The sequence below is a fragment of the Ruegeria sp. E1 genome, assembly GCF_056534225.1.
In genome coordinates, this window is the sequence record NZ_JBQFPE010000007.1 from 112,794 (window position 1) to 137,637 (window position 24,844).

Below are 24,844 nucleotides of genomic sequence, written 5' to 3' on the forward strand. Positions count from 1 at the left end.
TGCGCATCCGTCGGCCTTGCCACAGGTGTGACGTATTGGTGATCGACTTGCTGGCTTGGACGCGGCAGGTGCGGGCTATATGTTTGGCCGAAAACCCAGATTGCGACCAGAACGCGGATGACCAGCCTGATCAAACAGATTGAGACCTGTCAGCTTTGTGCCGACCGTTTTGCCAACACGGCGACAGCGCACAAGCCGCGCCCCGTTGTCTGGTTCCGGCCCGGTGCGCGGATCCTGATCGCGGGTCAGGCTCCGGGTGCGCGGGTCCATGCCTCGGGCAGGCCATTTACCGATCCGTCCGGAGATCGCCTGCGCGAATGGTTAGGGCTGGACGAGTCACGGTTCTATGACCGCTCGGTCGTGTCCATTGTTCCGATGGCATTCTGCTTTCCCGGATATGATGCCCGCAATGCCGATCTGCCGCCGCCGCCGATTTGCCGCCGCACATGGCATGACAAGGTGATGGCGGCGCTGGGGGATGTGTCATTGACCATCCTGGTCGGAGGTTACGCGCATAAATACCACCTCGGAGTCACGACGCCCGTGACTGACACCGTGCGCAATTGGCGAGATCATGCGCCACGCGTCTTTGCCTTGCCTCATCCGTCGTGGCGCAATACGGCTTGGTTGAAGAAAAACCCGTGGTTCGAGACCGAATTGCTACCGGTTCTGCGCGCGCGGGTGCAAGAGGTGTTGAATGACTGAGACAACCGCATTGGATGCCGCCCATGCCGCGATGGAGGCTGCACCACAAGACGACGCGGCCAGGTTGCGATTTTTTGAGCGTCTGGCTGATGGTGAGTTGTTTCTGATGCTGACCGAAGAGGCGCAGGAAGAAAACATCTCGCCCGAGCTGTTCGAAGTGGCAGACGGGCGGTTTGTTCTGGCCTTCGACCGTGAAGAACGGCTGGCTCGTTTCGCAGGTCGTCCGGTGCCCTATGTTGCATTATCCGGCCGCGTCTTGTCTTCGATGCTGTCGGGGCAGGGGATCGGGTTGGGTCTGAATCTGGACATAGCGCCTTCGTCGATGCTGATCCCGTCCGAGGCGCTGGGTTGGTTGTCCTCAACCCTGCAACACGGGCCAGAAGAGGTGCAGCAGAGCTTTGCCGAGTTCTTGCCCCCCGCAGGCTTACCGGAGCCCCTGTTGCAAGCGTTGGACGCCAAGCTTGCGACGGCAGCGGGGCTGGCTGCGGCTGCCTTTCTGGTTGGCACGAAATCTGATGCGGGGGGGCAGGGTCATCTTTTGGGCTTTGTCGCCGCCGTCGAAGGCGCGCAACCCGCTTTGGCCCGCGCGGTGTCCGAGGCGCTGACATTTTCAGGGATCGAGGCGGGTGCGCTGGATGTTGGGTTCTTCGCGGCCGATGACCCGGCGGCCAATGCGCTGGCGCGCGTCGGGCTGAGGTTCGACCTGCCGCAACCGCAAGCGCCTGTCATGGAAAGGGCCGTGCCGGGAAGTGATCCCGCACGGCCCCCAATCTTGAAGTAACGCAGCCTAGTCTGCCGGTTCCAGTTTGTCCTGCGTTTTGGTGTCAAAATCACCTGCGTCGTGACGTTCGTGCAATTGGGTATGCGGTTCGCCAAAGGCGCGGTTGACCATGCGCCCGCGCTGAACGGCGGGGCGGGCGTCGATCGCCTTGGCCCAACGCATGACGTTTTTGTAGGACTCTACATCCAGAAACTCTGCCGCATCATACAGACGGCCAAGAACCAATTGCCCATACCACGGCCAGATTGCCATATCCGCAATCGAGTAATCCTCGCCAGCGATATAGGTTTTATCGGCCAGCTCCCTGTCCAGCACGTCCAACTGGCGTTTGGCTTCCATCGAAAAGCGGTCAATTGGATACTGCCATTTCTCAGGTGCATAAGCATAGAAATGGCCAAAGCCGCCGCCCAGATAGGGGGCGCTGCCCATCTGCCAGAAGACCCAGTTCATCACCTCGGTTCGTTCGGGGCCGGATGCAGGCAGGAACGCGCCGAATTTCTCGGCCAGATGAAACAGGATCGATGCGCTTTCAAAGACGCGAACCGGCTCGTCCCCCGACCGATCCCAAAGCGCGGGGATTTTCGAGTTCGGGTTGGCCTCGACAAATCCCGATCCGAACTGGTCGCCCTCACCGATATTGATCAGCCAGGCGTTATACTCGGCCTCGGTATGACCCAGCGCCAACAATTCTTCCAGCATGACGGTCACTTTCACCCCGTTTGGGGTCGCCAGCGAATACAGTTGGATCGGGTGCTTGCCGACCGGCAGATCCTTGTCATGCGTCGATCCGGCGATCGGTCGGTTGATATTCGCAAAGCGCCCGCCGCTTTCGCTGTCCCAGGTCCAGACCTTCGGAGGGGTATAGGTGGGGTGTTCGCTCATCTCGCGTTTTCCTTGTCAAAGCCCATCAAGCGGGCGGTCGCCTAGACAGCTAATATTGCAAAACGCAAAGTCCAACCCCGGATGTTGCAGCCGTTCTGTAACAAACCCCGGCTTATACCCTCACATTTCCTCGTCCCTGGTCACAGGGGCGCGAGCGAGCCTTCGCGGGCGCGCAGAATCACCTATTCTTTGCACAGACCCGAAACCGTAAGGAAATGAGGATTACCACATGAAACGCTTTGCACTGACCGTCGCGGCCGCGCTGACCTTTGCTGCGCCTGCCTTCGCAGGTGAACAATATGTCGATGGCACCGGCTTTGCTGTCTCGGGATATGATGTCGTGTCCTACCGCAATCTGGATCAGGCCCCGGTTGGCCAGTCCCAACCGTCACCCGAGCGCGGTCGCGCCGACATCACCGCGGAATATAACGGTGCGACTTGGGCGTTTGCGAGCGAAGAAAACCGCGACAAGTTCCTTGAAAACCCTGCCTTCTATGCCCCTCTATATGATGGTCATTGCGCCTATGGTGTGTCGCGCGGTGGCAAGGTTCCGGCCAACCCGAACCTGTGGCGGATTGTCGATGACAAGCTTTATCTGAACATCACCGACGTTGTCGTCGGGTTTTGGGAAGAAGATGTTCCTGGCAACATCAATCTGGCCGAGGGCAATTGGCCCGGAATCGAAGGCGACGCGGCATCGACCAGCGTGATTCCCAAGTTTACCTCGGAAGGTCCTGTTTCGAACTGATCGGAACTTAAGGATCAACGATGCCCGGCCTGAAAGGGCCGGGCTTTTTTGTTCTCAAGAGGCGAGGCAGAATTCGTCGCGCACGCTTTGATCGGCGTCAAACCGAATCTTGACGCTTTTGGCCCCGGGGAATTTCCGCTCGCGGATCGTGTCGGGGACGATGACTTCGCCCGGACCCGCGCTTTTTGACTGAAACGACAGGATTTCCGGTTCGGCATTTCGACAACTGGCCAAAACGGATGTGGGCAGGGCCACGCGGTTTGACCCTTCGCAAACAGGTGTTTTTACGAAATAGGTCAACTCGCGCCCAAAGCATCCGATTGCCTCGGGAACATGGTCCGAGGCCGCATCTTCATCATCCGACAGAACCGCCGGATTGTCTGCCAGATGGCACAGCGCCTGATCCGGGCGCAGCATGTTACGGCACAGATCGACCTCTGACGTGCCCAGATCGATCAGGCGCTTTTTCAACCGGGGGCGGCGGGGCAGGGCGGGACCATCAGGTTCCTTGGTCAACCCTTCCTTGCGCAGAAAATCATAGGCCGTCTTGGCCTTGGCAAAGCCGGAGTAGTCGCCGCCCGTATGATCGGGATGCGCGTGAAAGGCAATGTCGCGCCAGGCGTTACGAATATCGCGTGCTTTTGCATCCTGAGACAGCCCAAGCACTTGCAGGGCCTCAGCCCGTGCACTCTGTTTGTTCACTGGTTCCATAACTCGGAAAACTCTTCAAAAAACTTAACTGATTGCAGTGTGCCATCGGTCACATTTTTGTCAAACTTTTCCGCGTATTGGGGGTCCTTGGGGCGACAGTTCAAGGCCGCTGATGGGGATTGTTGCGAAATCCGCCATGCGGAGCGACGCGGCGGATTTTCAATTCATTTACCCACTGCCGGAATAACGGGTTTCATGCCACGTTTTGCAGGTCGAGGCGCGGGGCCACACCCAGTGCAAAGCACACATCCCGGGTCAGTTCCGGGCGGTTGAGCGTGTAGAAATGCAGCTTGTCGACACCGCCCTCAATCAGGTCGGAACACAGCTCGGTGCAGAGCGCGGTGGCCAGCAGCTCTTCGCGGTCGTCGCGAATCGCCTTGTCGAACGCATTCTCGACCCAATCCGGGATGCGGGTTCCGCAACGGCGTGCGAAACTGCGCGCCCCTTTCCAGTTTTCGATGGGCAGAATGCCCGGAACGATCGGCTTGTCGATTCCTGCCTTTTCACAGGCATCGCGGAAGCGGAAAAAAGTTTCGGCCTCGAAGAAGAACTGGGTCAGCGCCTCGTCGGCCCCGGCATCCAGTTTGGCCTTGAGCCAATCCACATCAGTACGCGCGCATTGGGCCTCGGGGTGGATATCGGGATAGGCCCCTACACGAATACTGAACATTTCGGTTTCGGCCAGTGCCGAGATCAGTTCGACCGAATTGGCGAAGCCATCGGGATGCGGCACGAACCGATCTTGACCCTTTGGGGGATCGCCACGCAGGGCCACGATGTTCTCGACACCCGCGCGGGCGAAGCTGTCGGCGATCTCCAGCGTTTCCTGACGGGTTGCGTCGACACAGGTCAGATGGGCCGCAACCGGCAGGCCCGACGACTTGTGCAACGTGGCAACCGCGTCACGGGTCAGTTCCCGCGTGGTTCCCCCGGCACCATAGGTCACCGAGACGAATCGTGGATCCAGCGGTGCGAGCGTTTGAACTGTGTCCCAAAGGCGGAACGAAGCCTCCAGCGATTGCGGAGGGAAAAACTCGAATGAAATCTCTGGCGTGTTCATCGTGGCCTCATCGTTTTGTGTTGCAGCCCTTGTGCCACTTCCCGCAATGTGAGACAAATTCATATTATTCAAGAACAACATGAATCATGTGAGAAATGCATATCGAATTCCGTCATCTGCGAACCATCAAGGCCATCCATGAATGTGGGGGATTGGCCCGTGCAGCCGACCAGCTAAATATCACGCAATCTGCGCTGAGCCATCAGATCAAGGGCTTGGAGGATCAGGCCGGGGTTGAGCTGTTCCTACGCCGGTCCAAACCGATGAAGCTGTCGGCGGCCGGAGTAAGGCTGTTGCGGCTGGCCGAACAGATTCTGCCGCAAGTCGAAGCGATGCAGCACGAATTCACTTCGTTGCGGGACGGGCGAACCGGCCGGATGCATATCGCTATCGAATGCCATGCCTGCTTTGAGTGGTTGTTTCCGGTGCTGGAAGCGTTTCGCAAGTCTTGGCCCGATGTGGATGTCGATATTCGTCCGGGATTGGCCTTTGACGCGCTGCCTGCATTGCAAAAAGAAGAGGTTGATCTGGTCGTATCCTCGGACCCTGAAGACCTGCCCGGCGTCGAGTTCGTGGAACTGTTCCATTACAATGCCGTCTTCGTCGCGGCTTCAACGCATCCCTTGGCCGATAAACCTTTTATCGAGGCCGAAGACTTTCGCGGTCAGACCCTGATCACCTATCCGGTCGAACGCACGCGTCTGGATGTGTTCAGCCAGTTGCTGATCCCGGCCCGCGTGGAACCGGCGACAATCCGGCAGGTGGAATTGACCGCTGTGATCCTGCTGCTGGTGGCATCGAACCGAGGCATCTCGGTCCTGCCGGATTGGGTCGTGCGCGAGGTCAAATACAATTCGGACTATGTCACGCGCCCGCTGACGGAACAGGGGATCATCCGCAGGCTCTATGCTGCGGTGCGCACCGAAGATCTGGAAAAGCCTTTTGTGCGGGAACTTGTCGATCTCGCCCGGACCGAAGCGCGAAAGCTGCAGGCGCAATAGGCGTCAGACGCGGGTCTGCTATGCGTATCATTCCTCTTGGCAAGGGCGCATCGCCCCAGTATACGCGCGGTTTGACCGGACAGGAGCCTTTGGACAATGGTTGGCAGTGCAAATCTCAACATCATGATCAAAGCCGCGCGTAAAGCGGGGCGTTCTTTGGTCAAGGATTTTCGCGAGGTCGAGAACCTGCAGGTGTCGATGAAAGGCGCCGGAGACTTTGTGTCCAAGGCCGATATCGCCGCCGAAGCCATTCTGAAAGAGGAACTACTGGGCGCGCGTCCGACCTATGGCTGGCTGGCCGAAGAAGGCGGCGCGATTGACGGTGAAGACCCGACCCGCCGCTGGATCGTGGACCCGCTGGACGGCACCACGAACTTTCTGCACGGATTACCGCATTGGGCGGTTTCGATTGCGCTGGAGCACAAAGGCAAGATCGTTGCCGGTGTGATCTATGATGCCGCCAAGGACGAGATGTTCTTTGCCGAAAAAGGCGAGGGCGCTTGGATGAATGATATGCGCATCCGCGTCTCGGGTCGTCATCGCATGATCGAATCCATCTTCTCGACCGGTCTGCCGTTCGGGGGCCGCTCGGACCTGCCCGCGACATTGCAGGATTTGGCCCGCCTGATGCCCACCTGTGCCGGTGTGCGGCGCTGGGGCGCCGCGGCGCTCGACATGGCTTATGTCGCCGCTGGCCGTTACGAAGGATTTTGGGAGCGTCGCCTGAACGCATGGGACGTTGCAGCCGGGATCATCATCGTGAAAGAGGCGGGCGGCTTTGTTCAGGCGCTGAACCCTGAAGGCAGTGTTCTTGAGGACGGCGAAGTGATCTGCGCCAACGAGCCAATCTTTGACACCTTCGCAAAGGTGATCCGGGGCTGACTCTTAACTCCGGTCTGTTGATCGCAGCGCGCGTCCGAACCGGGCGCGCTTTTTTTGTTTAGAAGTCGACTTCGATCGCGATCCCTTGCTGAACCGCCAGATCGACAACTGCGCTTGCCACCGCAAGATCCTGCAACCCGACACCGGTGCCATCAAAAACCGTCACCTCATCATCAGAAGTGCGCCCAGGATGGGTGCCGTTGATCACCTCTCCGATCTGCCGGATATCGGCCTCGGCCTTTGTACCGGCGGCGATCGCGTGCTGACATTCGCCCAATGTCACTGCCTGTGCCACCTCGTCTGTAAAGACACTGGCGCGGGTGATCAGATCGGCGGCGACCTCTTGCTTGCCGACCGTATCGGTGCCCATGCAAGCGATATGCGTTCCATCGGATACATGTTCTGACATCAGGGTCGGAGCGAAGGAAGAGGTGATAGTGATAATCACATCCGCCTCGGTCAGTCCCGGCAGGTCGACGGCCTCGAACGGCAATCCGGATTCGCCTGCAACTTCAGCGATGTTTGGCAACATCTCAGGATGCAGGTTCCATCCGATGACCTTTTCGAATGGGCGCTGTTCCAGCGCGGATCTTAGCTGAAAGGTCGCCTGATGCCCTGCACCCACCATCCCGATGACTTTGGCATCTTTGCGCGCCAGATGGTTGATCGACACGGACGAAGCCGCTGCAGTTCTGAGCGCGGTCAGAAGATTGCCGCCAACAATCGCCTTGACCCGCCCTGTGTCGGGATCAAACAAAAATACCGTGGACTGGTGGTTGATCAGCCCATGTGTTTCCAGATTGTTGGGCCAATACCCACCGGCCTTGAGGCCCAGCGTCATGCCCGCCCGGTCAAAACCACCTTTGAACCCGTAAAGCGCATCAGCGTGACCGATGGCTTCGCGCACCACCGGAAAGTTATACGCATCGCCCGAGGCCATCGCGGCAAAGACCTGCTCGACCGCCTCATAGCTTTCTTTCCGTCCCAGCAGCGCGCTGATTTCCTTTTCAGGTACGATGATCATTATTTGTGCCTTTCTCGTGCCTTGATGGCTGCAATACGGGACGGGGCGGATGAAATCGCCGCCCCGTTGATCAAGCAGTGCCCTATTCAGTACGCTTTGCCGCGCGCTGAAACCGGCCACAGGGTTTCGACCTTGCCGTTCCGGACGCCAACATACCAATCATGGACATTGCATGTCGGGTCGCAGTGACCGGGCACCAGACGCAGCTTGTCGTTGACTTTCAGCACACCGTCCGGGTCGCCGATCACGCCGTGCTCGTCCGAGCATTTGAGGTATTCGACGTCGTCGCGGCCATAGATGAACGGCAGCCCACTATCGACCGATTGCGCCTTGAGGCCCGCATCGCAGATGGCCTTGTCTGCTTTGGCATGGCTCATCACGCTGGTCAGAATGAACAGAGCGTTCTCCCATTCACCCTGATCGATGCGCTTGCCGTCCTTGTCCAGAATGCGACCGTAATCCGCGTCCATAAAGGCGTAGGATCCACACTGAAGCTCGTTGTAAACGCCTGAATTGCTTTCGAAGTAGTACGAACCGGTGCCGCCGCCCGAGACCAGATCGCATTCGAGATCTTCGGCTTTCAGCCCTTCAACCGCGTCCTTGACCATCGCGATTGCGGTGTCCAGCTTTTCCTTGCGACCTTCGTAACTGTCGATGTGTTGCATCGCCCCTTGATAGGCCTGAATGCCGGAGAATTTCAGATTGGGCGCAATTTCGACGGCTTTGGCGATTTCGACAACTGCCGGGGTCGTTGTCACCCCGCAACGTCCCGCGCCGCAGTCGATTTCGACAAAAACCTCAAGCTCGGTTCCATGTTCCTGCGCAGCAGCGGATAAGTCGGCCACATTGGCTACGTCATCGACACAGACAATCGTGCGAGCACCCAGCTTGGGCAGGCGCGCCAGGCGGTCGATCTTAGCGGGATCGCGTACCTGGTTTGACACCAGAATGTCCGTTATACCACCGCGGGCAAAAACCTCAGCTTCAGATACTTTCTGGCAGCACACCCCAACTGCACCGCCCAGTTTTTCCTGCAGCTTTGCGACATCAACCGATTTGTGCATCTTGCCATGCACGCGATGCCGCATCCCGTGCGTCTTGGCATAGTCGCCCATCTTCTTGATGTTCCGCTCGAGCGCGTCCAGATCAAGGATCAGGCAGGGCGTCTGGATTTCGGATTCGTCCATGCCGATGGCGGCAGGGATGTCATAGCCAACTTCGAGTTCATCGATATTCATGGGTTTATTCATCCTGTTTCTCCTTACCCTTTCAGCCAGGGCAGCTTGTCCAAGTCCACGTTGCCACCGGTGATGATCACCCCGACGCGTTTGCCCCGGAACACGTCCGGGTTTTTCAGAATTGTCGCCAATGGCACCGACGAAGATGGCTCCATCACCACACGCAAATATTTCCAGGTTAGCTTCATCGCCGCGATAATCTCATCATCGGAGGCGGTGAAAATGTCGGTCACGTTGTTCGAGACAAAGTGCCATGTGTTTTCTTTGAGCGGGACCAGTAGCCCGTCGGCCACGGTTTTGGGCGCGTCATCCGCGATAATGTGTCCGGCCTTGAATGAGCGATAAGCATCATCAGCCTGTTCCGGTTCTGCGGCATAGATCGCGGTTTCCGGGGCAAGGTTCGACACGGTAAGGCATGTGCCCGAAACCATTCCTCCACCGCCGATTGGAGCAATGACTGCATCCACACCATCAGTTTGTTCCAGCAGTTCCGCCGAGCAGGTGGCCTGACCTGCGATGACCCGCAGATCGTTGTAGGGATGCACAAATTCGCCGCCCGTCCTTGCCTGAACCTCGGCAAAGGTTGCCTCGCGCGAAGACGTGGAAGGCTCGCATTCGGTGATCGTACCTCCAAACCGACGAACGGCGTCTTTCTTGGCCTGCGGTGCGGTGCGTGGCATGACGACGTTGCACGGAATTCCTCGACGGCCTGCCGCATATGACAGGGAAAGCGCGTGATTGCCGCTGGAATGCGTGCAGACGCCTTTGGTGGCCATCTCATCGCTTAGGCCGAACACGGCGTTGCTGGCTCCGCGCACTTTGAAGGCACCGGCCTCCTGAAAGTTCTCGCATTTGAAAAACAACTGCGCGCCGGTCAGGTCGTTCAGGTAATCCGACGTCATCACAGGTGTCTGTCGGATATGTGGCCTGATGCGATCATGCGCGGCGCGCATGTCCTCAATCGTCAGGTCCGAGGCAGAGATTTGATCCAACATGCGTGTCCTCCTCACGCTGCCGCCTTGGCGGGATTGGCACCAGAGCTGCGGTAATACTCCTGCGCTGCGGCAACACCGCTGCCCAGCTTGATCGGATAGTTCAGATCGGCCATCGCCATTTCAATTGTCGCCAGACCGGACAGAACCATCACATCTGTTAGGCTGCCCAAATGGCCAATACGGAAGGCCTTTCCGTTTAACTGACCCAGTCCAATGCCGAAGGACACGCCATAAGCGTTAAAGGCGTGATCCGTCAGGGCATTGCTGTCGAACCCATCAGGAACATAGATCGCACTGACCGTGTCGGAATACAGATCGGGAGATTGCGCAACCAGTTTCAACCCCCAGGCTTCGACGGCGCGTCGAACACCTTCGGCCAGTCGGAAGTGGCGGGCATAGACATTGTCGAGACCTTCCTCGAACAACATCTTCAGGCTCTCTCGCATACCGTAGATCAGTTGCAGCGGCGGCGTGTACGGAAAACCACCCGAGGCGTTGGCGGCCATCATGTCGCTGAAATCAAAGAACGTGCGCGGAAGCTTGGCGCTGTCCATCGCAGCGATTGCTTTGGGGCTCACACAAAGGATCGCCATGCCTGTTGCCAGCATGAACCCTTTTTGCGAGCCAGAGACGGCGATATCCACACCCCAGCGATCAAACTCGAACGGCATCGACGCCAGAGAGCTGACACAATCGACAAACAGCATGGCCGGGTGCCCTGCATCATCCATGCCCCTGCGCACGGCGGCGATGTCCGAGCGGACCCCGGTCGCCGTCTCATTATGCGTAACCAGCACAGCCTTGATTTGATGCGCGTCATCCGCAGTCAGGATTGCCTGAAATCGGTCGGCGGGCGCGCCTTCTCCCCATGGGCATTCGACGATCTGAACCTCCAGCCCATGCCGTTCGCACAGATCGATCCAGCGGTCGCTGAACACGCCATACCGCGCGACCAGCACCTTGTCGCCGGGGCTGAGCGTATTGGTGATCGCAGCCTCCCAACCACCGGTCCCGCTTGCCGGGAAGGTGACGATTTGGCCCTTGTCGGTGCCAAACACCTTTTTGGTGTCTTCCAGCACCGGGGCAAATGTCTCGACAAAGTCAGGCGCGCGGTGGTCTTGAGTCTGCACCTGCATGGCAAGGCGCAGACGATCGGGGATATTTGTCGGGCCGGGGATGAAGACCGGGTTCTGGTTTGACATGATGATGTCCTCCACTTTGGACGTAAGTGTCGTTGGATTCATCGCCCTGTGCAATTTTCTTGAAAAATATTTTCATTTTATTGGAAATTCCGCTAATGTACTGCGAAGAAACAGCTTTCCGTTTTTCAATTTTGAATCGCCCAAACGGGCGGACAATTTTGATTTCGTTGGTCAATGACATTGCGTACAGAAGGTAAGCAAAATGGAGTCACAGAAAAGACCACGTGGCAGGCCCAAATCGCTGTTCAAGGAAAGCTCGGCCGGAACCATGCAGTCGCTGGATCGGGCGCTGGGTGTTCTGACCGCCGTTGCGCAAATGGAGCGCGCTGCACTGAGCGATATTGCGCGGGAAACCGATGTACCGACGGCGACCACGCATCGCATCCTGTCGACGCTGCAAAAACATGGATTTGTGGCGTTCGATGAAGAACGGCAGGAATGGATGGTCGGGATCGAAGCCTATCGGACGGGGGCTTCCTTTCTGCGTCGCAATAGCGTGCTTGAGGTCGGGCGCCCGATCTTGCGCCGCCTGATGCAGCAAAGCGGCGAGACGGCCAATCTGGCAGTGCCCGATGGGGCAGAGGTTGTATTTGTCGGTCAGGTTGAGACGCTGAACCCAATCCGCGCTTTCTTTCCTCCGGGCGCGCGAACACCCATGTATGCATCCGGGACTGGCAAGGCCATATTGTCAGAGATGGACGAAGCCGCTGTTTACAAGTTGCTGGCGCAGACCGATCCGGTTGCCTTTACCGAACACACGCGCTTGCCGGGGGATGCGCTGTCAGTGGATCTGCACGAAACGCGCGCGCGAGGTTGGTCGCATGACCGCGAAGAGCGTTACCATGGCATGTCTTGTATCGGAGCGGCCATTTTCGACAGCAAGGCCGAGCCCTGCGCCGGGGTTTCGGTGTCTGGCCCAACGGTCCGGTTCAACGCTGAGCGGGCTCAGGAACTGGCTGATTTGGTGATGGAAGCCGCGTTCGAGATTACCGAACTCAGCGGCGGGCAGCGGCCTGCCTGATCACCGCCAAACCGTCATCTGCGTGGCACCCGCGGTATTCGCGACTGAGACAGCTTGTACTTATGTTCGGGGTGCGGCGGATGTCCGTGTGTCCGCGTCCAGAATTCGGTTCCGCCGCGTTTCAGCCACAGAGGGATGCACATGACCAGACCCACCGCAAATCCGCCGGTATGGGCCCAATAGGCAACACCTCCGTGATCGGGGTCGCTGGTTAGACTGCCAAAGAACTGCATCCCCAGCCAAACGCCCAGCATCACATAGGCCGGTATGGTAAAGACCCGGAAATAGACGATCAGGATCAGCAGGATATCAACGCGCGCCTTGGGGAACAGCAACAGGTAGCCACCCATCACGGCTGCGATTGCTCCTGACGCGCCGATGGTCGGCACGATGGAATCAGGACCGGTGATAACGTGAACCAACCCGGCACCGATACCGGCGACGAGGTAGAACACCAAAAAGGGCAGGTGGCCCATTTCATCTTCGAGATTGTCGCCAAAGATCCATAAAAACAGCATGTTTCCGGCCAGATGCATCCAGCCGCCATGCAGAAACATCGACGTCACCAATGTCTCAAGCGCGATACCGTCGGCAATCCGTGCGGGGATGACGGCATAGTCGAAATAGAACCGGCTCAGCAGCCGGGCGTCCTCCATGATGCCAACATAGCTGACAAAAATCAGAATATTTGCTGCCATCAGCATGTAGACGACGTAGGGCGTGCGCCCCGAGGGGTTATGATCGCGGATCGGAAACATGGCGCGACGCTGGGCCTTTCGCGGCCCAGCGTCAAGACACGCCTACGCCGCACCCCCCAAAAGCGCGGCATTGCCTCCCGCCGCTGTGGTGTCGACGCAAACATGCCGCTCGGCCAGAACGCGCGCCCGGTCTGGTAGGCCCGGTATCAAAGGCAGGATCGGGCCGGAGCGCTGCGCCAGATGCTGCTCGATCTTGCGCGCCGTGGCATCGTCGCCCCACCACAGGACGCCCGATATGTCGGTCAGGTTTTCCAACAGATGCAGGTCAAGTGACCCGGTTGCGGCAATCGCGGTGCCACCCAATGCTTCGATCACCTCGACCTGTGCCCTTACCGTCTCAGCGCCGGGACCCATGCACAACAGCGGAGGCCGCGGAAACTCGGTCAGCCGGTTGCTTTCTCCGGTCGGACCGGGCAGGGACCGGGTTCTGGCACTGGCAGGTGTACCGGTCGGGGCCGGAAGATCTGTCATGGTGTCAGCCCAGCTTTCCGACACTTCTTGCCTGTCAGGCGCACAGAATCGCGCCAGATAGTTCGGCCCACCTGCCTTGGGACCGGTGCCCGACAACCCCTCACCCCCAAAGGGCTGAGAGCCAACAATTGCCCCAATCTGGTTGCGGTTGACATAGATATTGCCCGCGTGAATGGCCTCGGTCACATGTTGCACGCGATCATCGATCCTTGTGTGCAGGCCAAAGGTCAGACCGTAGCCCGTGTTGTTGATCTCGGCGATGACCTTGTCGATGTCCTGCGCCTTGAAGCGGGCGACATGCAGAACGGGGCCAAATATCTCACGCTCCAGCGCTGCTATGCCGGGGATTTCGATCAAAGTCGGCGCGACGAACGTGCCCTCTGACGGTGCAGCAACCTGTTTCAGAACCCGGCCGTCCGCGAGGGCGTTGGCGATGTGATCCGTGATGGTCTGCAAGGCCAGCCTATCAATAACGGGACCGCAATCGGTGGACAACTGCCATGGGTCGCCGACCTGCAGCGCGTCCATTGCACCCTGCAGCATCTTCAATACATCGTCTGCAATATCCTCCTGCAGATACAGGCACCGCAGGGCCGAGCATCGCTGCCCTGCCGATTGAAACGCGCTTTCGACAATGGATTGCACGGCCTGTTCCGGCAGGGCGGTGCTGTCGACGATCATGGCGTTCAACCCGCCGGTCTCGGCAATCAGAGGCGTTCCCGGTCGCAGATTGTCGGCCATGGCTGCGCGGATTTTCTGTGCCGTCGCCGTTGAACCGGTAAAGGCCACGCCGGACACACGCGCATCCGATGTCAGCGCGGCACCGACCGCTGGACCACCCGGAAGCAATTGCAACGCGTCACGCGGCACCCCGGCCTCAAACAACAGTTCGACAGCGCGATGTGCGATCAGTGGCGTCTGCGGCGCAGGCTTTGCCAAAACCGCGTTGCCGGTCGCCAGCGCCGCTGAAATCTGCCCGGTGAAGATCGCAAGCGGGAAGTTCCACGGGCTGATGCAGGTAAAGACACCCGCTGGTTCGGCTTGTGGAATATTCGCCGCGTAATAGCGCAGAAAATCCACGGCTTCGCGCAGTTCGGCTACAGCATCTGGCACGGATTTTCCGGCTTCCCGCGCCAGCAGTGCGAACAACTCGCCATAATGCGCCTCGTAGAGGTCTGCCGCTGCGTTCAGGATTAGCGCGCGGTCAGCCGAGGGGGCTTGCCATGGTCGTGCATTTGCCAATGCGGCTTCGACATCCTTTGCGCTCGCCGGGGCAACGGATCCGACATTGTCCTGCGGACGGGCCGGATTGACGACAGGCTCGTCTGCCTCGGGCTGCGCGTCGTTGGACAATAACGGACGGGCGTACCAGTGATGTGCCCGGTATGCGTCGCGTGCGGTATCGATCTTGTCCAGCGTGGGTGTGTGGTGCAGATCGAACCCCTTAGAGTTGGGACGCTCCGGTTCAAACAATTCCGGCCCGGTTGGCAGGGATCGCGCGGGTGAAAGTACGGTCTGGAACGGATCGGCGGCAACCTCTTCGGGTGGCACATCCTCATCCACGATCTGGTTCACGAAGGATGAGTTGGCACCGTTTTCCAGCAGGCGACGCACCAGATAGGCCAGCAAATCGCGGTGTGCCCCGACCGGGGCATAGATACGGCAGCGCGTGTTGTGTTGGCTTTTGACGATCTGGTGCAGGGTTTCGCCCATTCCGTGCAGGCGCTGAAATTCGAACGGCTGATCTTCGGCCATGTGGAGAATTGCGCTGACCGTGTGTGCGTTATGCGTCGCGAATTGCGGATAAATCCGGTCGGTCATGCTCAGCAGTTTGCGCGCATTCGCAATGTAAGACACATCGGTTGCCGCCTTTTGCGTAAATACCGGAAACCCATCGACACCTTCGACCTGCGCGCGCTTGATCTCGGTATCCCAATAGGCTCCTTTGACCAGCCGGACCATGATCTTGCGATCATGCCGTTCCGCCATCTCGTAAAGCGTATCCAGAACCAACCCGGCGCGGGGACCATATGCCTGAACGACGATCCCAAACCCGTCCCAACCGGCCAGCGCCGGTTCGGCCATCACCATCTCGATGACTTGCAAAGACAGGGAAAGCCGGTCCGCCTCTTCCGCGTCCACATTCAGCCCCATGCCAGCAGATTTGGCCAGCAAGGCCAGGGACCGCAGACGCGGGGCCAGTTGGTCCATGACTTGCTGCTCTTGCGCTAACTCGTATCGCGGGTGCAGGGCAGACAGCTTGACCGAGATACCCGGATTGGCGCGAATATCACTGTGTGTGCACGCCTCGGCGATGGCTGAAATTGCACGCGAATAAGACAGGTGATATCGCGCTGCGTCGGCTTCGGTCCGTGCAGCTTCACCCAGCATGTCGTAAGAATAGGTGTAGCCCTTTTCTTCCATTCCACTGGCCCGGGACATGGCCGACTTGATGGTTTCACCCAGCACGAATTGCCGCCCCATCTCTTTCATCGCGCGGCCCACTGCGGTGCGGATGACGGGCTCTCCCAATCGTTTGATCGCGCCGCGAATGGCGCTGACCGGCGATGTCTTGTCCTCATCCAGTACCTTGCCCGTCAGCATCAGCGCCCAAGTCGATGCGTTGACCAGCGAAGAAGAAGACCTTCCCAAATGCTTGCCCCAGTCCGATGGCGCGATCTTGTCTTCGATCAGCGCGTCGATGGTGTCAGCGTCAGGCACACGCAAAAGGGCTTCGGCCAGACACATCAGGGCCACACCTTCGTCTGTCGACAGGCCGTATTCGGCCAGGAAAACCTCCATCATGCCGGGCGAGGTGCTGGACCGGATGTCGCGCACCAATTGCGCCGCTGCATCGCAGATGGCAGCGCGGTCGCCCGCATCAAGAGCCGCGACCGAGATCAGATCATCCAGTACAGCGGATTGATCGGCGTAGGTCTGGGTATCAATTCGGGTGCGCAGGGTGTGAGACATGTTTCCTCCGGTCTTTTGTGTAGTATAGCTGCGAATTAACGGGACAATCGGTCAAATATGGCTAAACTGCAGGCGAACAGACCGATTTTTTGGGGTATTGCGATGCAAAAAGACTTTCCAGGGCTGGATCGCTTTGATCGGGCGTTGCTGGCGATTCTGGCGGAAGACGGGCGGATGTCCGTGGCCGATCTGGCGCGTCACATCGGATTGTCGAAATCGCCGACGCAGGCGCGGCTCAAGCGGCTTGAGGCTGAAGGCATAATCACAGGTTACCGGGCGATGCTGGACCCGATCCGACTGGGTCTGGATCACGTAGCCTTTGTCGAAGTGCGCCTGACCGATACGCGGGAAAAGGCGCTGGGAGAATTCAACGCGGCTGTGCGCAGCATTGCCGAGATCGAACAAGCCCACATGATCGCGTCGAATTTCGACTACCTGCTCAAGGTTCGGACCGGATCAATGTCTGAATACCGCGCGGTTCTGGCCGAGAAGATTTCGTCTCTGCCACATGTCGCGAACACATCGACCTTTGTGGCGATGGAGGCGGTCAAGGAAACCGGGGTCTCGGGCGGGTTCGAGCAGCAGGGTTGACGTGCCCGTTTATTGCCTCACCATCAATGGGATGAAACAGTTCGCCTTTGCTCTTATCGTGTTTGCCGCATCGGGCTCGGCTGCTTTGGCCAGTGAATGTCCGATGGCCCCTGATCATACCGCAGGTGTTGATGCGATCATCGGACAAATCCAAGATGCCGAAAATGAGATGGCCGCGCGGGAATTGTCCAATCAATTGTGGGAGTTCTGGACCGATGCGCCCGACGAAAGCGCGCAGGCGGTGTTGGATCGGGGCATGTCGCGCCGGAATGCATGGGATCTGCTGGGCGCTATTTCAGACTTCGACAAGCTGATCGAATATTGTCCAGGTTATGCCGAAGGCTACAATCAACGGGCCTTTGCCCATTTTCTGAGACAGGATTTTCAGGCGGCGTTGCCGGATTTGGACAAGGCGATCGAGTTGTCGCCCAATCACGTTGCCGCGATCAGCGGGCGGGCACTGACGCTTTTGGGCCTGCAGAGAATTGATGAGGCCCGTGATGCGCTGGCAGAGGCGCTGGAGTTGAACCCCTGGCTGTCCGAACGTCATCTTATGGCCCCCGGTGGCCCATTGGCCCCGCCGGGCGAAGATATCTGATGTAGAAACAAAAACGCCCCCGGATTGAAACCGGGGGCGTCTTGGTGAGCAGGGTGGTTAGCCGACCAACCCATTATCTGTCCGCTTGATCGCAATGACCGACGACCGAGGCGTGCCCCCATCAGGCCAGTTACTGCCCGGATGCTGGATGCCGACGAACATGGTGCGCAGGTCGGTCGACCACGCCAAGCCAGTGACCTCGCAACCGTTCGGACCGGTCATGAAGCGCACGATCTCGCCGGTCACAGGGTCGCCAACCAGCATCTGGTTGTTGCCGTTGCCTGCGAAATCTTCTTCGTTGTCGTCATTGCCATCTGTCTGGATCCAGACCAGACCGGTCGAATCGATGGCCATGCCGTCGGGTGAGTTGAACAGGTTGCCCTCGTTAACGTTGGCCGATCCGGCTTTGTCATCCGAATGCACGGTCGGGTTGCCTGCCATCACGTAAAGATCCCAGTCGAAACCGGTGGCGGCATGATCTTCATTCGCCGGACGCCAGCGCACGATCTGACCGTACTTGTTGGCGTCGCGTGGGTTCGGGCCATTGGCCGAGGTGTCATCCCCTCCGGCATTTGGTTTCACGCCGCGGTTCTTGTTGTTGGTCAGGCAGCAATAGGCCTCGACCGCGACTGGGCTGGAGGCCACCCATTCCGGGCGATCCATGGTGGTGCCACCCGCCGCCGATGCAGCCATGCGGGTAAAGATCAGGATCTCAGCCGCATCCATGCCGGTGGTTTCAGGAGTCAGCGCCAGCCATTCACCGGTCATGTCATCATTGAACTTCGCGACATAAAGCGTACCGTCGTTCAGCAAGGTCTGGGTGTCAGCACCGGGCGCATAAGCCGCGTTCGAGACGAACTTGTAGAGGTATTCCCCGCGCTCATCGTCGCCCATGTAGACCACGACACGACCATCCGCCGCCAAGGCGACTTCGGCATTTTCGTGCTTGAAGCGTCCCAGACCCGTATGTTTGACCGGAGTGCTTTCGGGATTGGTCGGATCGATTTCCACAATCCAGCCAGCGCGATGCGGCTCGTTCGGGTTTTTCGAGGTATCAAAGCGCGGATCGAACAGTTCGTAGTGGTTCCAGCTTTCGGCTTTGATGCCATAGCGCTTCATGCCGTCCGCGACCTTGGGGTCATAGCTGGCGTTTTCGTCCGACGAGCCAAAGTAGCCGTTGAAGTTCTCTTCACACGTCAGATAGGTGCCCCAGGGAGTCTTGCCCGAGCCACAGTTGTTCATGGTTCCGAGCGACGCGGTGCCGGTCGGGTCCGCCTCGGTCTTCAGAAAGTCGTGACCGGCGGCGGGCCCTACGATTTTCATTGGAGTGTTGTGATGGATGCGACGGTTGAAGGGACTGTCCTTGACGACGGACCAGCCCTCGGGGCCTTCGGATATCTCCATCACGGTCACGCCCTGAATGTTTTGGAATTTCAGAACGTCATCGGCGCTGGCGGGTACGCCCTCTTGCGACGCGGGCAAGTTGATCTTGCGGTTGGGATATTCATGGTTGATGGCGATCAACTCGTGACCCTGAAACGAGAATGTCTCCATGCCGTCGGTGTTTTCACCAAAGATCTTATCCGAGTTCTCGACCGCACCACCATCGGTCAGGTCATATCCATCGGCCTCGGAAAACAGCGGATCACCCCAGCGCATCAACATTTTCCACTCGTAACCTTCGGGCACGTGAACCGTCCCATCGGTCTGCGCCGGGATCGGGGTGAAGGCGAACCGCGACGCTTCGACGGCCTGCGCCGAGGTCGAGCCCAGAAGACCCGCGCCCATGGCAGCGGCACCCGAGCCGAAGGCTACGACACCCGCCAGAAAACCGCGCCGCGAAATGGCGCTTTCGACGACGCGGTCAAAGTCGTTTTCCTCCGAGCGGGGGAAATGCAGCTCGTCCCAGTCATCGGCGGACAGATTGGTAAGATCGGCGTCTTTCATGGATAGCTCCTGGCTGTCTGAAATGAATCAACGAGCCGGATGTATCTGGGGATTGTGACAGGAAAATTAAACGCGCATAGAGCCGGAATGCATCGACAGAAATTCAACTTCCTGCTTGACGATGCCCAGCACATAAAATAATCAGCCAAAACGCTGAGCGGGTATAGCTTAATGGTAAAGCCCCTGCCTTCCAAGCAGGCTATGTCGGTTCGATTCCGTCTACCCGCTCCAGTTCAGCCTAGCATGTAATTGTCCGGTTCGGCGCTTGCGTCAAATGGCCCTTTTCGCACCCGATTGCAGTGCATGACTTGACCCCAACAGTGCGGAACGCCAAGAACTCGGGGCACCGGGTTTGCCCGGCGCAACCCGTAATCAGGAAGCAAAGACCAGGCATGGCACGTTCACAGACCACGACCCAGGCGCAAACCCAGGCCCCCGGTGCCGAGCAAGAGCGCGCAAGTTCCAAAAAGCTGGGTGTTCTTGCGTCATTGTGGCCCTTCATGCTGCCATATCGTCTGCTGATGATCGGGGCGACGCTTGCGCTGGTTCTGACGGCCAGCATGACGCTGGCTCTGCCATTGGCCGTTCGGCGTGTGGTCGATAATTTCCGCATCAAGGACGGAGAGCTGCTGGATTGGTACTTTCTGGCCGCGCTCGGGATTGCAGCGGTGCTGGCGGTTGGAACTGGTATTCGTTACGCGCTGGTGACACGTCTAGGGGAACGGGTTGTCGCCGATATCCGCAAGGCCGTTTTCGACCGCGTCATCGGAATGAGCCCCGAGTTTTACGAACGGATCATGACCGGTGAAGTGCTGAGTCGGATCACCACCGATACAACGCTTATTCAGTCGGTCATTGGCTCGTCCGTTTCGATTGCGCTGCGGAACATGCTGATGTTTGCGGGCGGGCTGGTGCTGATGTTGCTGACTTCGGCCAAGCTGACCGGACTGGTGCTGTTGCTGATCCCGGCCGTGATTGTCCCGATTTTGGTGCTTGGACGCAGGTTGCGCGCGATCAGTCGTGAAAATCAGGATTGGATCGCCGCCTCGTCGGGCAATGCCGGTGAGGCATTGGGTGCCGTACAGACCGTTCAGGCTTTTACTCACGAACAGGCCAGCCGCCAACGGTTCGGCGAGGTGACAGAAACTTCATACGAAGTTTCTCTGCGCCGCATCCAAACGCGCGCGGTTCTGACGGTCATCGTGATCTTTCTGGTCTTCTCGGGCATTGTCGGCGTGCTTTGGATGGGCGCAAATGACGTGCGTAACGGAGTGATGACCGAAGGCGTCCTGATCCAGTTCGTGATCTATTCTGTCATCATGGCAGGCTCGGTCGCTGCCCTGTCTGAAATCTGGAGCGAACTGCAGCGTGCCGCCGGCGCTACCGAGCGTCTGGTTGAACTGCTGAACGCGCAGGATACGGTTAATGATCCCACCAGCACGACTCCGCTGCCTGCCCCGGTACGGGGCGAAATCCGCTTTGACGATGTGACCTTCCGCTATCCCGCCCGGCCCGAGCACGTCGCTCTGGATCAGTTTTCGATTGCGGTCAGTCCCGGCGAGACGGTGGCGTTTGTCGGACCATCGGGGGCGGGAAAAACCACCGTCATCCAACTGATACAGCGATTTTATGACCCCGAAGCCGGACAGGTCAGTCTGGACGGGGTCAATCTGCGCACCCTTGATCGCGCAGATTTCCGCAAACACATGGCACTGGTGCCGCAAGACCCAGTGATCTTTGCCGCCTCGGCCCGCGAAAACATTCGGTTCGGCCGTCTGGACGCCACCGACGCTCAGGTCGAAGCCGCCGCCCGTGCTGCTGCAGCGCATGATTTCATCTCGGCCTTGCCAGATGGCTACGACAGTTTTGTCGGCGAGCGCGGCGTGATGCTTTCGGGTGGCCAGAAACAGCGGATCGCCATCGCGCGCGCCATATTGCGCGACGCACCGGTTCTGTTGCTGGACGAGGCTACGTCGGCGTTGGACGCCGAAAGTGAACGCGCGGTGCAGGGGGCGGTTGATCAGATGCGGGCCGGTCGGACGACTCTGATCGTGGCGCACCGGTTGGCCACTGTGAAGAAAGCGGACAGGATCGTTGTGCTGGAAGACGGGCGGATCGTCGCGCAGGGCACCCATGACGATCTGGTGGCACAGGACGGCCTTTATGCCCGTCTGGCCCGGCTGCAATTCACCGATGGTGTGGCTGCAGAATAAAGTGACGCACCGGCATTCCAGGAACCGCCGTAGCGTCATTCTACTTTTTATCGCTTTCCACAGCTAAGCCCTCGCTTGCGCGGGCCCTCATTTGCTTCCATCTTGGAACGATCAGAAGCCCGTGCACGACACGGGAGAAAAATGGGGAGGAGCCACATGGCCTTTGTGGGACTGGAAGACAAAGCGCGCATCGAACAGGAAATGAAGTGGGATGAACGGGATGTGCCCGTGACGTTTCACCAGCTTTTGTCGCGCACAGCGGGCAAGTTCCCGAACCACAAGGCAATCAGTTTCCAATTGTTGTCCGGCCCGACCGACAAAGCCGAAACGCTGACCTGGTCCCAGTTGCTGGGCAAGGTCAATCAGGCGGCCAACCTGTTCCGTTCGCTGGGCGTTGGAGAAAAGGACGTGGTGGCCTACGTGCTGCCCAATTGTAATGAGACGCTGATCACCATGATGGGTGGCGCGGTTGCGGGGATCGTGAACCCGATCAACCCGCTACTGGAGCCCGAACAGATCGCAGCCATTCTGCGCGAAACCGGGGCCAAGGTTGTCGTTACACTCAAGTCGTTCCCAAAGACGGATGTGGCCCAGAAGGTCGAAGAGGCCGTGCGTCATGCACCGGGCGTCAAGACCATTCTGGAAATTGATCTGAACCGCTATCTCACTCCGCCAAAATCGTGGCTGGTTCCGTTTCTGCGACCCAAAATGGGTGACAAGGAAAAGCTGGCCCATGCGGACTACAAGAACTTCAACAATGAACTGGCCAAGCAACCCACAACCCTGACCTTTGAAGACAGCAAAGAGGATAGGGTTGCGTGCTATTTCCATACCGGTGGAACAACCGGGATGCCAAAAGTGGCGCAGCACAAGTATTCTGGCCTGATCTACAATGGATGGCTGGGTCAAACGCTGCTGTTCGACGAAAACGACGTGATCATGTGCCCGCTGCCGATGTTCCACGTCTTTGCGGTGCATGTGATCGTCATGGCCGCGGTTTCTTCAGGCGCGCATGTTATCTTCCCAACGCCCGCCGGATATCGCGGCGATGGGGTATTCGACAATTTCTGGAAACTGATCGAGCGTTGGAAGGTTTCGTTCATCATCACTGTACCGACGGCGATCTCAGCCAAGATGCAGCGCCCGGTCGATGCTGATATCTCAAGCGTCAAAACTGCGTTCTCGGGCTCGGCGCCTTTGCCGGTCGAATTGTTCCGTCGTTTCGAAGAAGCAACCGGCGTAACCATCGTCGAAGGTTATGGCCTGACCGAGGCAACCTGCCTGGTCTCGTGCAACCCGGTGGATGGAGAGAAAAAGATCGGCTCGATCGGTATCCCGTTCCCCTACACAGACGTCAAAATCCTCCAGGACGGGCCGGACGGTCCAACCGAGTGTGCGGCGGATCAAATCGGTGAGATCTGTATTTCGAACCCCGGTGTCTATGCGGGCAACACCTATACCGAGGCGGACAAGAACACGAACCTCTACCATTTCGACAAATACCTGCGTACCGGCGATCTGGGCCGCTTTGACGAAGACGGGTATTTGTGGATCACCGGGCGCGCCAAAGACCTGATCATTCGCGGTGGTCACAACATTGACCCTGCTGAGATCGAAGAGGCGCTGCTGGGGCACGAGGCCGTTGCCTTTGCGGGCGCCATCGGCCAGCCCGACGCCCATTCGGGCGAAGTACCCTGCGCTTTCGTCGAACTGGTAGACGGCGCCACCGCCACCGAAGAAGAACTGATGGAATACTGCAAGGTCCACGTGCATGAACGCGCCGCGCAGCCCAAGCACATGACCATTTTGGATGAACTGCCCAAAACGGCTGTTGGCAAGGTGTTCAAACCCGACCTGCGCAAACAAGCGATCACTCGCATCTACAACGGCGCGCTGGAAGAGGCGGGCGTCGCTGCGCGTGTCATCTCGGTCATTGATGACAAGAAACGCGGTCTTGTCGCGCAGCTTGACGCCAAGGGCTCCTCCGAGGACGATGTTGCCAAAGTGCTGGGGTCGTTTACCCGGCCATGGGAGTGGTCTGAATAAGCCGGAGGGATAATGGATTATGAACGCCTGATCGACGAAGAAACCTGGGCGTTCATACGCCGCACGGCTGAATTCTATCCCGATGATGCGGTTGATCTGTCGATAGAAGATCAGCGCCGTGTCTATGATGCGATGTGTGCCGCGTTTCACCAGCCCAGACCCAAAGGTGTGCAGGTCGAGGATACATCAGCGGATGGCGCGCCCGTCCGCGTCTATACCGCGGGCAATCCGACGCGGTCGGTTGTCTACTTTCACGGCGGTGGCTTTGTAGTCGGTGGGCTTGACAGTCACGACGATGTTTGCGCCGAGATTTGCGCGCAGACAGGATACCGTGTGGTCGCCGTCGATTATCGGCTATGCCCCGAACATATCCATCCCGCCCAGTTTGAGGACGCATGGGCCGCCCTGAACTGGGTTGCGCAGAGATTTTCGGACCCGATCGTGCTGGCCGGTGACAGCGCGGGCGGAAATCTGGCCGCCGCGATGGCACATCATGCGCGGGGGCGGTTGCAGACCATAATCGGGCAGGTACTGATCTATCCGGGACTTGGCGGAGACACATCACAAGGCTCGTATCTTGAGCACGCGCAGGCACCGATGCTCAGCCGCGATGACGTGCTGTTTTATGAACAGATACGCTGCGGCGGACACGTCCCGGACAGCGATCCCGCCTATGCGCCGCTGCAGGACACCGATTTTGCCGGGCTGCCGCCAACTGTTGTTGTCACCGCCGATTGCGATCCGCTGCGTGACGATGGACCTGTCTATTGCCAGAAGATCACTGCAGAAGGTGGTCGCGCGCATTGGATCAACGAGTCCGGCCTGCCTCATGGCTATCTGCGCGCTCGCATCACCGTGAAACGCGCCGCGTCCAGTTTCGAGCGGATTTCGGTCGCTATCGAGGCGTTGGGGCAGGGGATTTGGCCGTATGACTGATCAAAAAAGGGCGAATTGACGAACAGGTGTTCGGCCCAAAAGCCCGATCAGCCAGATATCT

At 58.7% G+C, this 24,844-nt stretch carries 21 protein-coding genes and 1 tRNA gene; 12 read left to right on the forward strand and 10 right to left on the reverse strand.

Annotation, left to right across the window (positions count from 1 at the left end; genetic code table 11):
• Positions 1–117 precede the first annotated feature (117 nt).
• Positions 118–705 (forward strand): uracil-DNA glycosylase family protein, encoded by a 588-nt coding sequence (locus tag ACR0FG_RS10690; protein WP_480892842.1) that lies wholly within the window; start codon positions 118–120, stop codon positions 703–705.
• On the forward strand, positions 698–1,486 hold the full coding sequence (locus ACR0FG_RS10695) for an SseB family protein (protein ID WP_480892843.1): 789 nt from the start codon (positions 698–700) through the stop codon (positions 1,484–1,486). Before ACR0FG_RS10690 ends, ACR0FG_RS10695 begins: the two co-directional genes overlap by 8 nt.
• A gap of 6 nt (positions 1,487–1,492) precedes the next feature.
• On the opposite strand, the gene yghU is transcribed toward ACR0FG_RS10695, so the two are convergent.
• Positions 1,493–2,368 carry a glutathione-dependent disulfide-bond oxidoreductase gene (yghU, locus tag ACR0FG_RS10700; protein ID WP_480892846.1) on the reverse strand — a complete coding sequence of 292 codons (876 nt, stop codon included), beginning with the start codon at positions 2,366–2,368 and terminating at the stop codon, positions 1,493–1,495.
• A 229-nt stretch (positions 2,369–2,597) separates the two neighbouring features.
• Here yghU and ACR0FG_RS10705 point away from each other — a divergent pair, with 229 nt between their 5' ends.
• The gene (locus ACR0FG_RS10705) at positions 2,598–3,116 is read left to right on the forward strand and encodes a YHS domain-containing (seleno)protein (protein ID WP_480892848.1); all 519 of its coding nucleotides are present in this window, start codon (positions 2,598–2,600) and stop codon (positions 3,114–3,116) included.
• 54 nt (positions 3,117–3,170) lie between these two features.
• Here the strand turns inward: ACR0FG_RS10705 and ACR0FG_RS10710 are convergent, their stop codons facing one another.
• Complete coding sequence (locus ACR0FG_RS10710; RefSeq protein ID WP_480892850.1) at positions 3,171–3,827, reverse strand: J domain-containing protein; 657 nt, start codon at positions 3,825–3,827, stop codon at positions 3,171–3,173.
• Between the two features lie 193 nt (positions 3,828–4,020).
• The gene (gene metF / locus ACR0FG_RS10715; RefSeq protein ID WP_480892853.1) at positions 4,021–4,887 is read right to left on the reverse strand and encodes a methylenetetrahydrofolate reductase [NAD(P)H]; all 867 of its coding nucleotides are present in this window, start codon (positions 4,885–4,887) and stop codon (positions 4,021–4,023) included.
• Between the two features lie 95 nt (positions 4,888–4,982).
• Between metF and ACR0FG_RS10720 the strand changes: the two genes are divergently transcribed.
• The gene (locus tag ACR0FG_RS10720; RefSeq protein ID WP_480892856.1) at positions 4,983–5,888 is read left to right on the forward strand and encodes a LysR family transcriptional regulator; all 906 of its coding nucleotides are present in this window, start codon (positions 4,983–4,985) and stop codon (positions 5,886–5,888) included.
• 96 nt (positions 5,889–5,984) lie between these two features.
• Positions 5,985–6,770, forward strand: a complete 786-nt coding sequence (locus ACR0FG_RS10725; protein ID WP_480892858.1) for an inositol monophosphatase family protein — start codon at positions 5,985–5,987, stop codon at positions 6,768–6,770.
• A gap of 58 nt (positions 6,771–6,828) precedes the next feature.
• Here ACR0FG_RS10725 and bhcD read toward each other — a convergent pair whose 3' ends face one another.
• The 4 genes from bhcD to bhcA all read right to left on the reverse strand — a co-directional run bounded on the left by bhcD (position 6,829) and on the right by bhcA (position 11,229).
• Positions 6,829–7,794: an iminosuccinate reductase BhcD gene (gene bhcD / locus ACR0FG_RS10730; protein WP_480892861.1), complete on the reverse strand. Its 966-nt coding sequence runs from the start codon at positions 7,792–7,794 to the stop codon at positions 6,829–6,831.
• 86 nt (positions 7,795–7,880) lie between these two features.
• Positions 7,881–9,044 carry a 3-hydroxy-D-aspartate aldolase BhcC gene (bhcC, locus tag ACR0FG_RS10735; RefSeq protein ID WP_480892864.1) on the reverse strand — a complete coding sequence of 388 codons (1,164 nt, stop codon included), beginning with the start codon at positions 9,042–9,044 and terminating at the stop codon, positions 7,881–7,883.
• A gap of 11 nt (positions 9,045–9,055) precedes the next feature.
• Positions 9,056–10,027 carry a beta-hydroxyaspartate dehydratase BhcB gene (gene bhcB / locus ACR0FG_RS10740; RefSeq protein ID WP_480892867.1) on the reverse strand — a complete coding sequence of 324 codons (972 nt, stop codon included), beginning with the start codon at positions 10,025–10,027 and terminating at the stop codon, positions 9,056–9,058.
• An 11-nt stretch (positions 10,028–10,038) separates the two neighbouring features.
• Positions 10,039–11,229, reverse strand: a complete 1,191-nt coding sequence (bhcA, locus tag ACR0FG_RS10745; protein WP_480892870.1) for an L-aspartate--glyoxylate aminotransferase BhcA — start codon at positions 11,227–11,229, stop codon at positions 10,039–10,041.
• A 202-nt stretch (positions 11,230–11,431) separates the two neighbouring features.
• Between bhcA and ACR0FG_RS10750 the strand changes: the two genes are divergently transcribed.
• Positions 11,432–12,250: an IclR family transcriptional regulator gene (locus tag ACR0FG_RS10750; protein WP_480892873.1), complete on the forward strand. Its 819-nt coding sequence runs from the start codon at positions 11,432–11,434 to the stop codon at positions 12,248–12,250.
• 14 nt (positions 12,251–12,264) lie between these two features.
• Here ACR0FG_RS10750 and ACR0FG_RS10755 read toward each other — a convergent pair whose 3' ends face one another.
• Together ACR0FG_RS10755 and putA are read right to left on the reverse strand one after the other, a co-directional pair.
• Positions 12,265–13,008 carry a rhomboid family intramembrane serine protease gene (locus ACR0FG_RS10755; RefSeq protein WP_480892876.1) on the reverse strand — a complete coding sequence of 248 codons (744 nt, stop codon included), beginning with the start codon at positions 13,006–13,008 and terminating at the stop codon, positions 12,265–12,267.
• A gap of 42 nt (positions 13,009–13,050) precedes the next feature.
• The gene (gene putA, locus ACR0FG_RS10760; protein ID WP_480892879.1) at positions 13,051–16,452 is read right to left on the reverse strand and encodes a bifunctional proline dehydrogenase/L-glutamate gamma-semialdehyde dehydrogenase PutA; all 3,402 of its coding nucleotides are present in this window, start codon (positions 16,450–16,452) and stop codon (positions 13,051–13,053) included.
• A 102-nt stretch (positions 16,453–16,554) separates the two neighbouring features.
• On the opposite strand from putA, the gene ACR0FG_RS10765 reads away from it, so the two are divergent.
• Both ACR0FG_RS10765 and ACR0FG_RS10770 read left to right on the forward strand, forming a co-directional pair.
• On the forward strand, positions 16,555–17,043 hold the full coding sequence (locus ACR0FG_RS10765; protein ID WP_170710399.1) for an Lrp/AsnC family transcriptional regulator: 489 nt from the start codon (positions 16,555–16,557) through the stop codon (positions 17,041–17,043).
• Between the two features lie 103 nt (positions 17,044–17,146).
• The gene (locus tag ACR0FG_RS10770) at positions 17,147–17,641 is read left to right on the forward strand and encodes a tetratricopeptide repeat protein (protein WP_480893055.1); all 495 of its coding nucleotides are present in this window, start codon (positions 17,147–17,149) and stop codon (positions 17,639–17,641) included.
• 57 nt (positions 17,642–17,698) lie between these two features.
• Here the strand turns inward: ACR0FG_RS10770 and ACR0FG_RS10775 are convergent, their stop codons facing one another.
• Positions 17,699–19,588, reverse strand: coding sequence for a PhoX family protein (locus tag ACR0FG_RS10775; RefSeq protein WP_480892883.1), 1,890 nt, complete (start codon positions 19,586–19,588; stop codon positions 17,699–17,701).
• Positions 19,589–19,745: 157 nt separating this feature from the next.
• Here ACR0FG_RS10775 and ACR0FG_RS10780 point away from each other — a divergent pair.
• The 4 genes from ACR0FG_RS10780 to ACR0FG_RS10795 all read left to right on the forward strand — a co-directional run bounded on the left by ACR0FG_RS10780 (position 19,746) and on the right by ACR0FG_RS10795 (position 24,783).
• Positions 19,746–19,819: transfer RNA gene (locus ACR0FG_RS10780), tRNA-Gly, on the forward strand.
• 161 nt (positions 19,820–19,980) lie between these two features.
• The gene (locus ACR0FG_RS10785; protein WP_480892886.1) at positions 19,981–21,801 is read left to right on the forward strand and encodes an ABC transporter transmembrane domain-containing protein; all 1,821 of its coding nucleotides are present in this window, start codon (positions 19,981–19,983) and stop codon (positions 21,799–21,801) included.
• A gap of 156 nt (positions 21,802–21,957) precedes the next feature.
• The gene (locus tag ACR0FG_RS10790) at positions 21,958–23,847 is read left to right on the forward strand and encodes an acyl-CoA synthetase (RefSeq protein WP_480892888.1); all 1,890 of its coding nucleotides are present in this window, start codon (positions 21,958–21,960) and stop codon (positions 23,845–23,847) included.
• A 12-nt stretch (positions 23,848–23,859) separates the two neighbouring features.
• On the forward strand, positions 23,860–24,783 hold the full coding sequence (locus ACR0FG_RS10795) for an alpha/beta hydrolase (RefSeq protein ID WP_480892890.1): 924 nt from the start codon (positions 23,860–23,862) through the stop codon (positions 24,781–24,783).
• Positions 24,784–24,844: the final 61 nt, after the last annotated feature.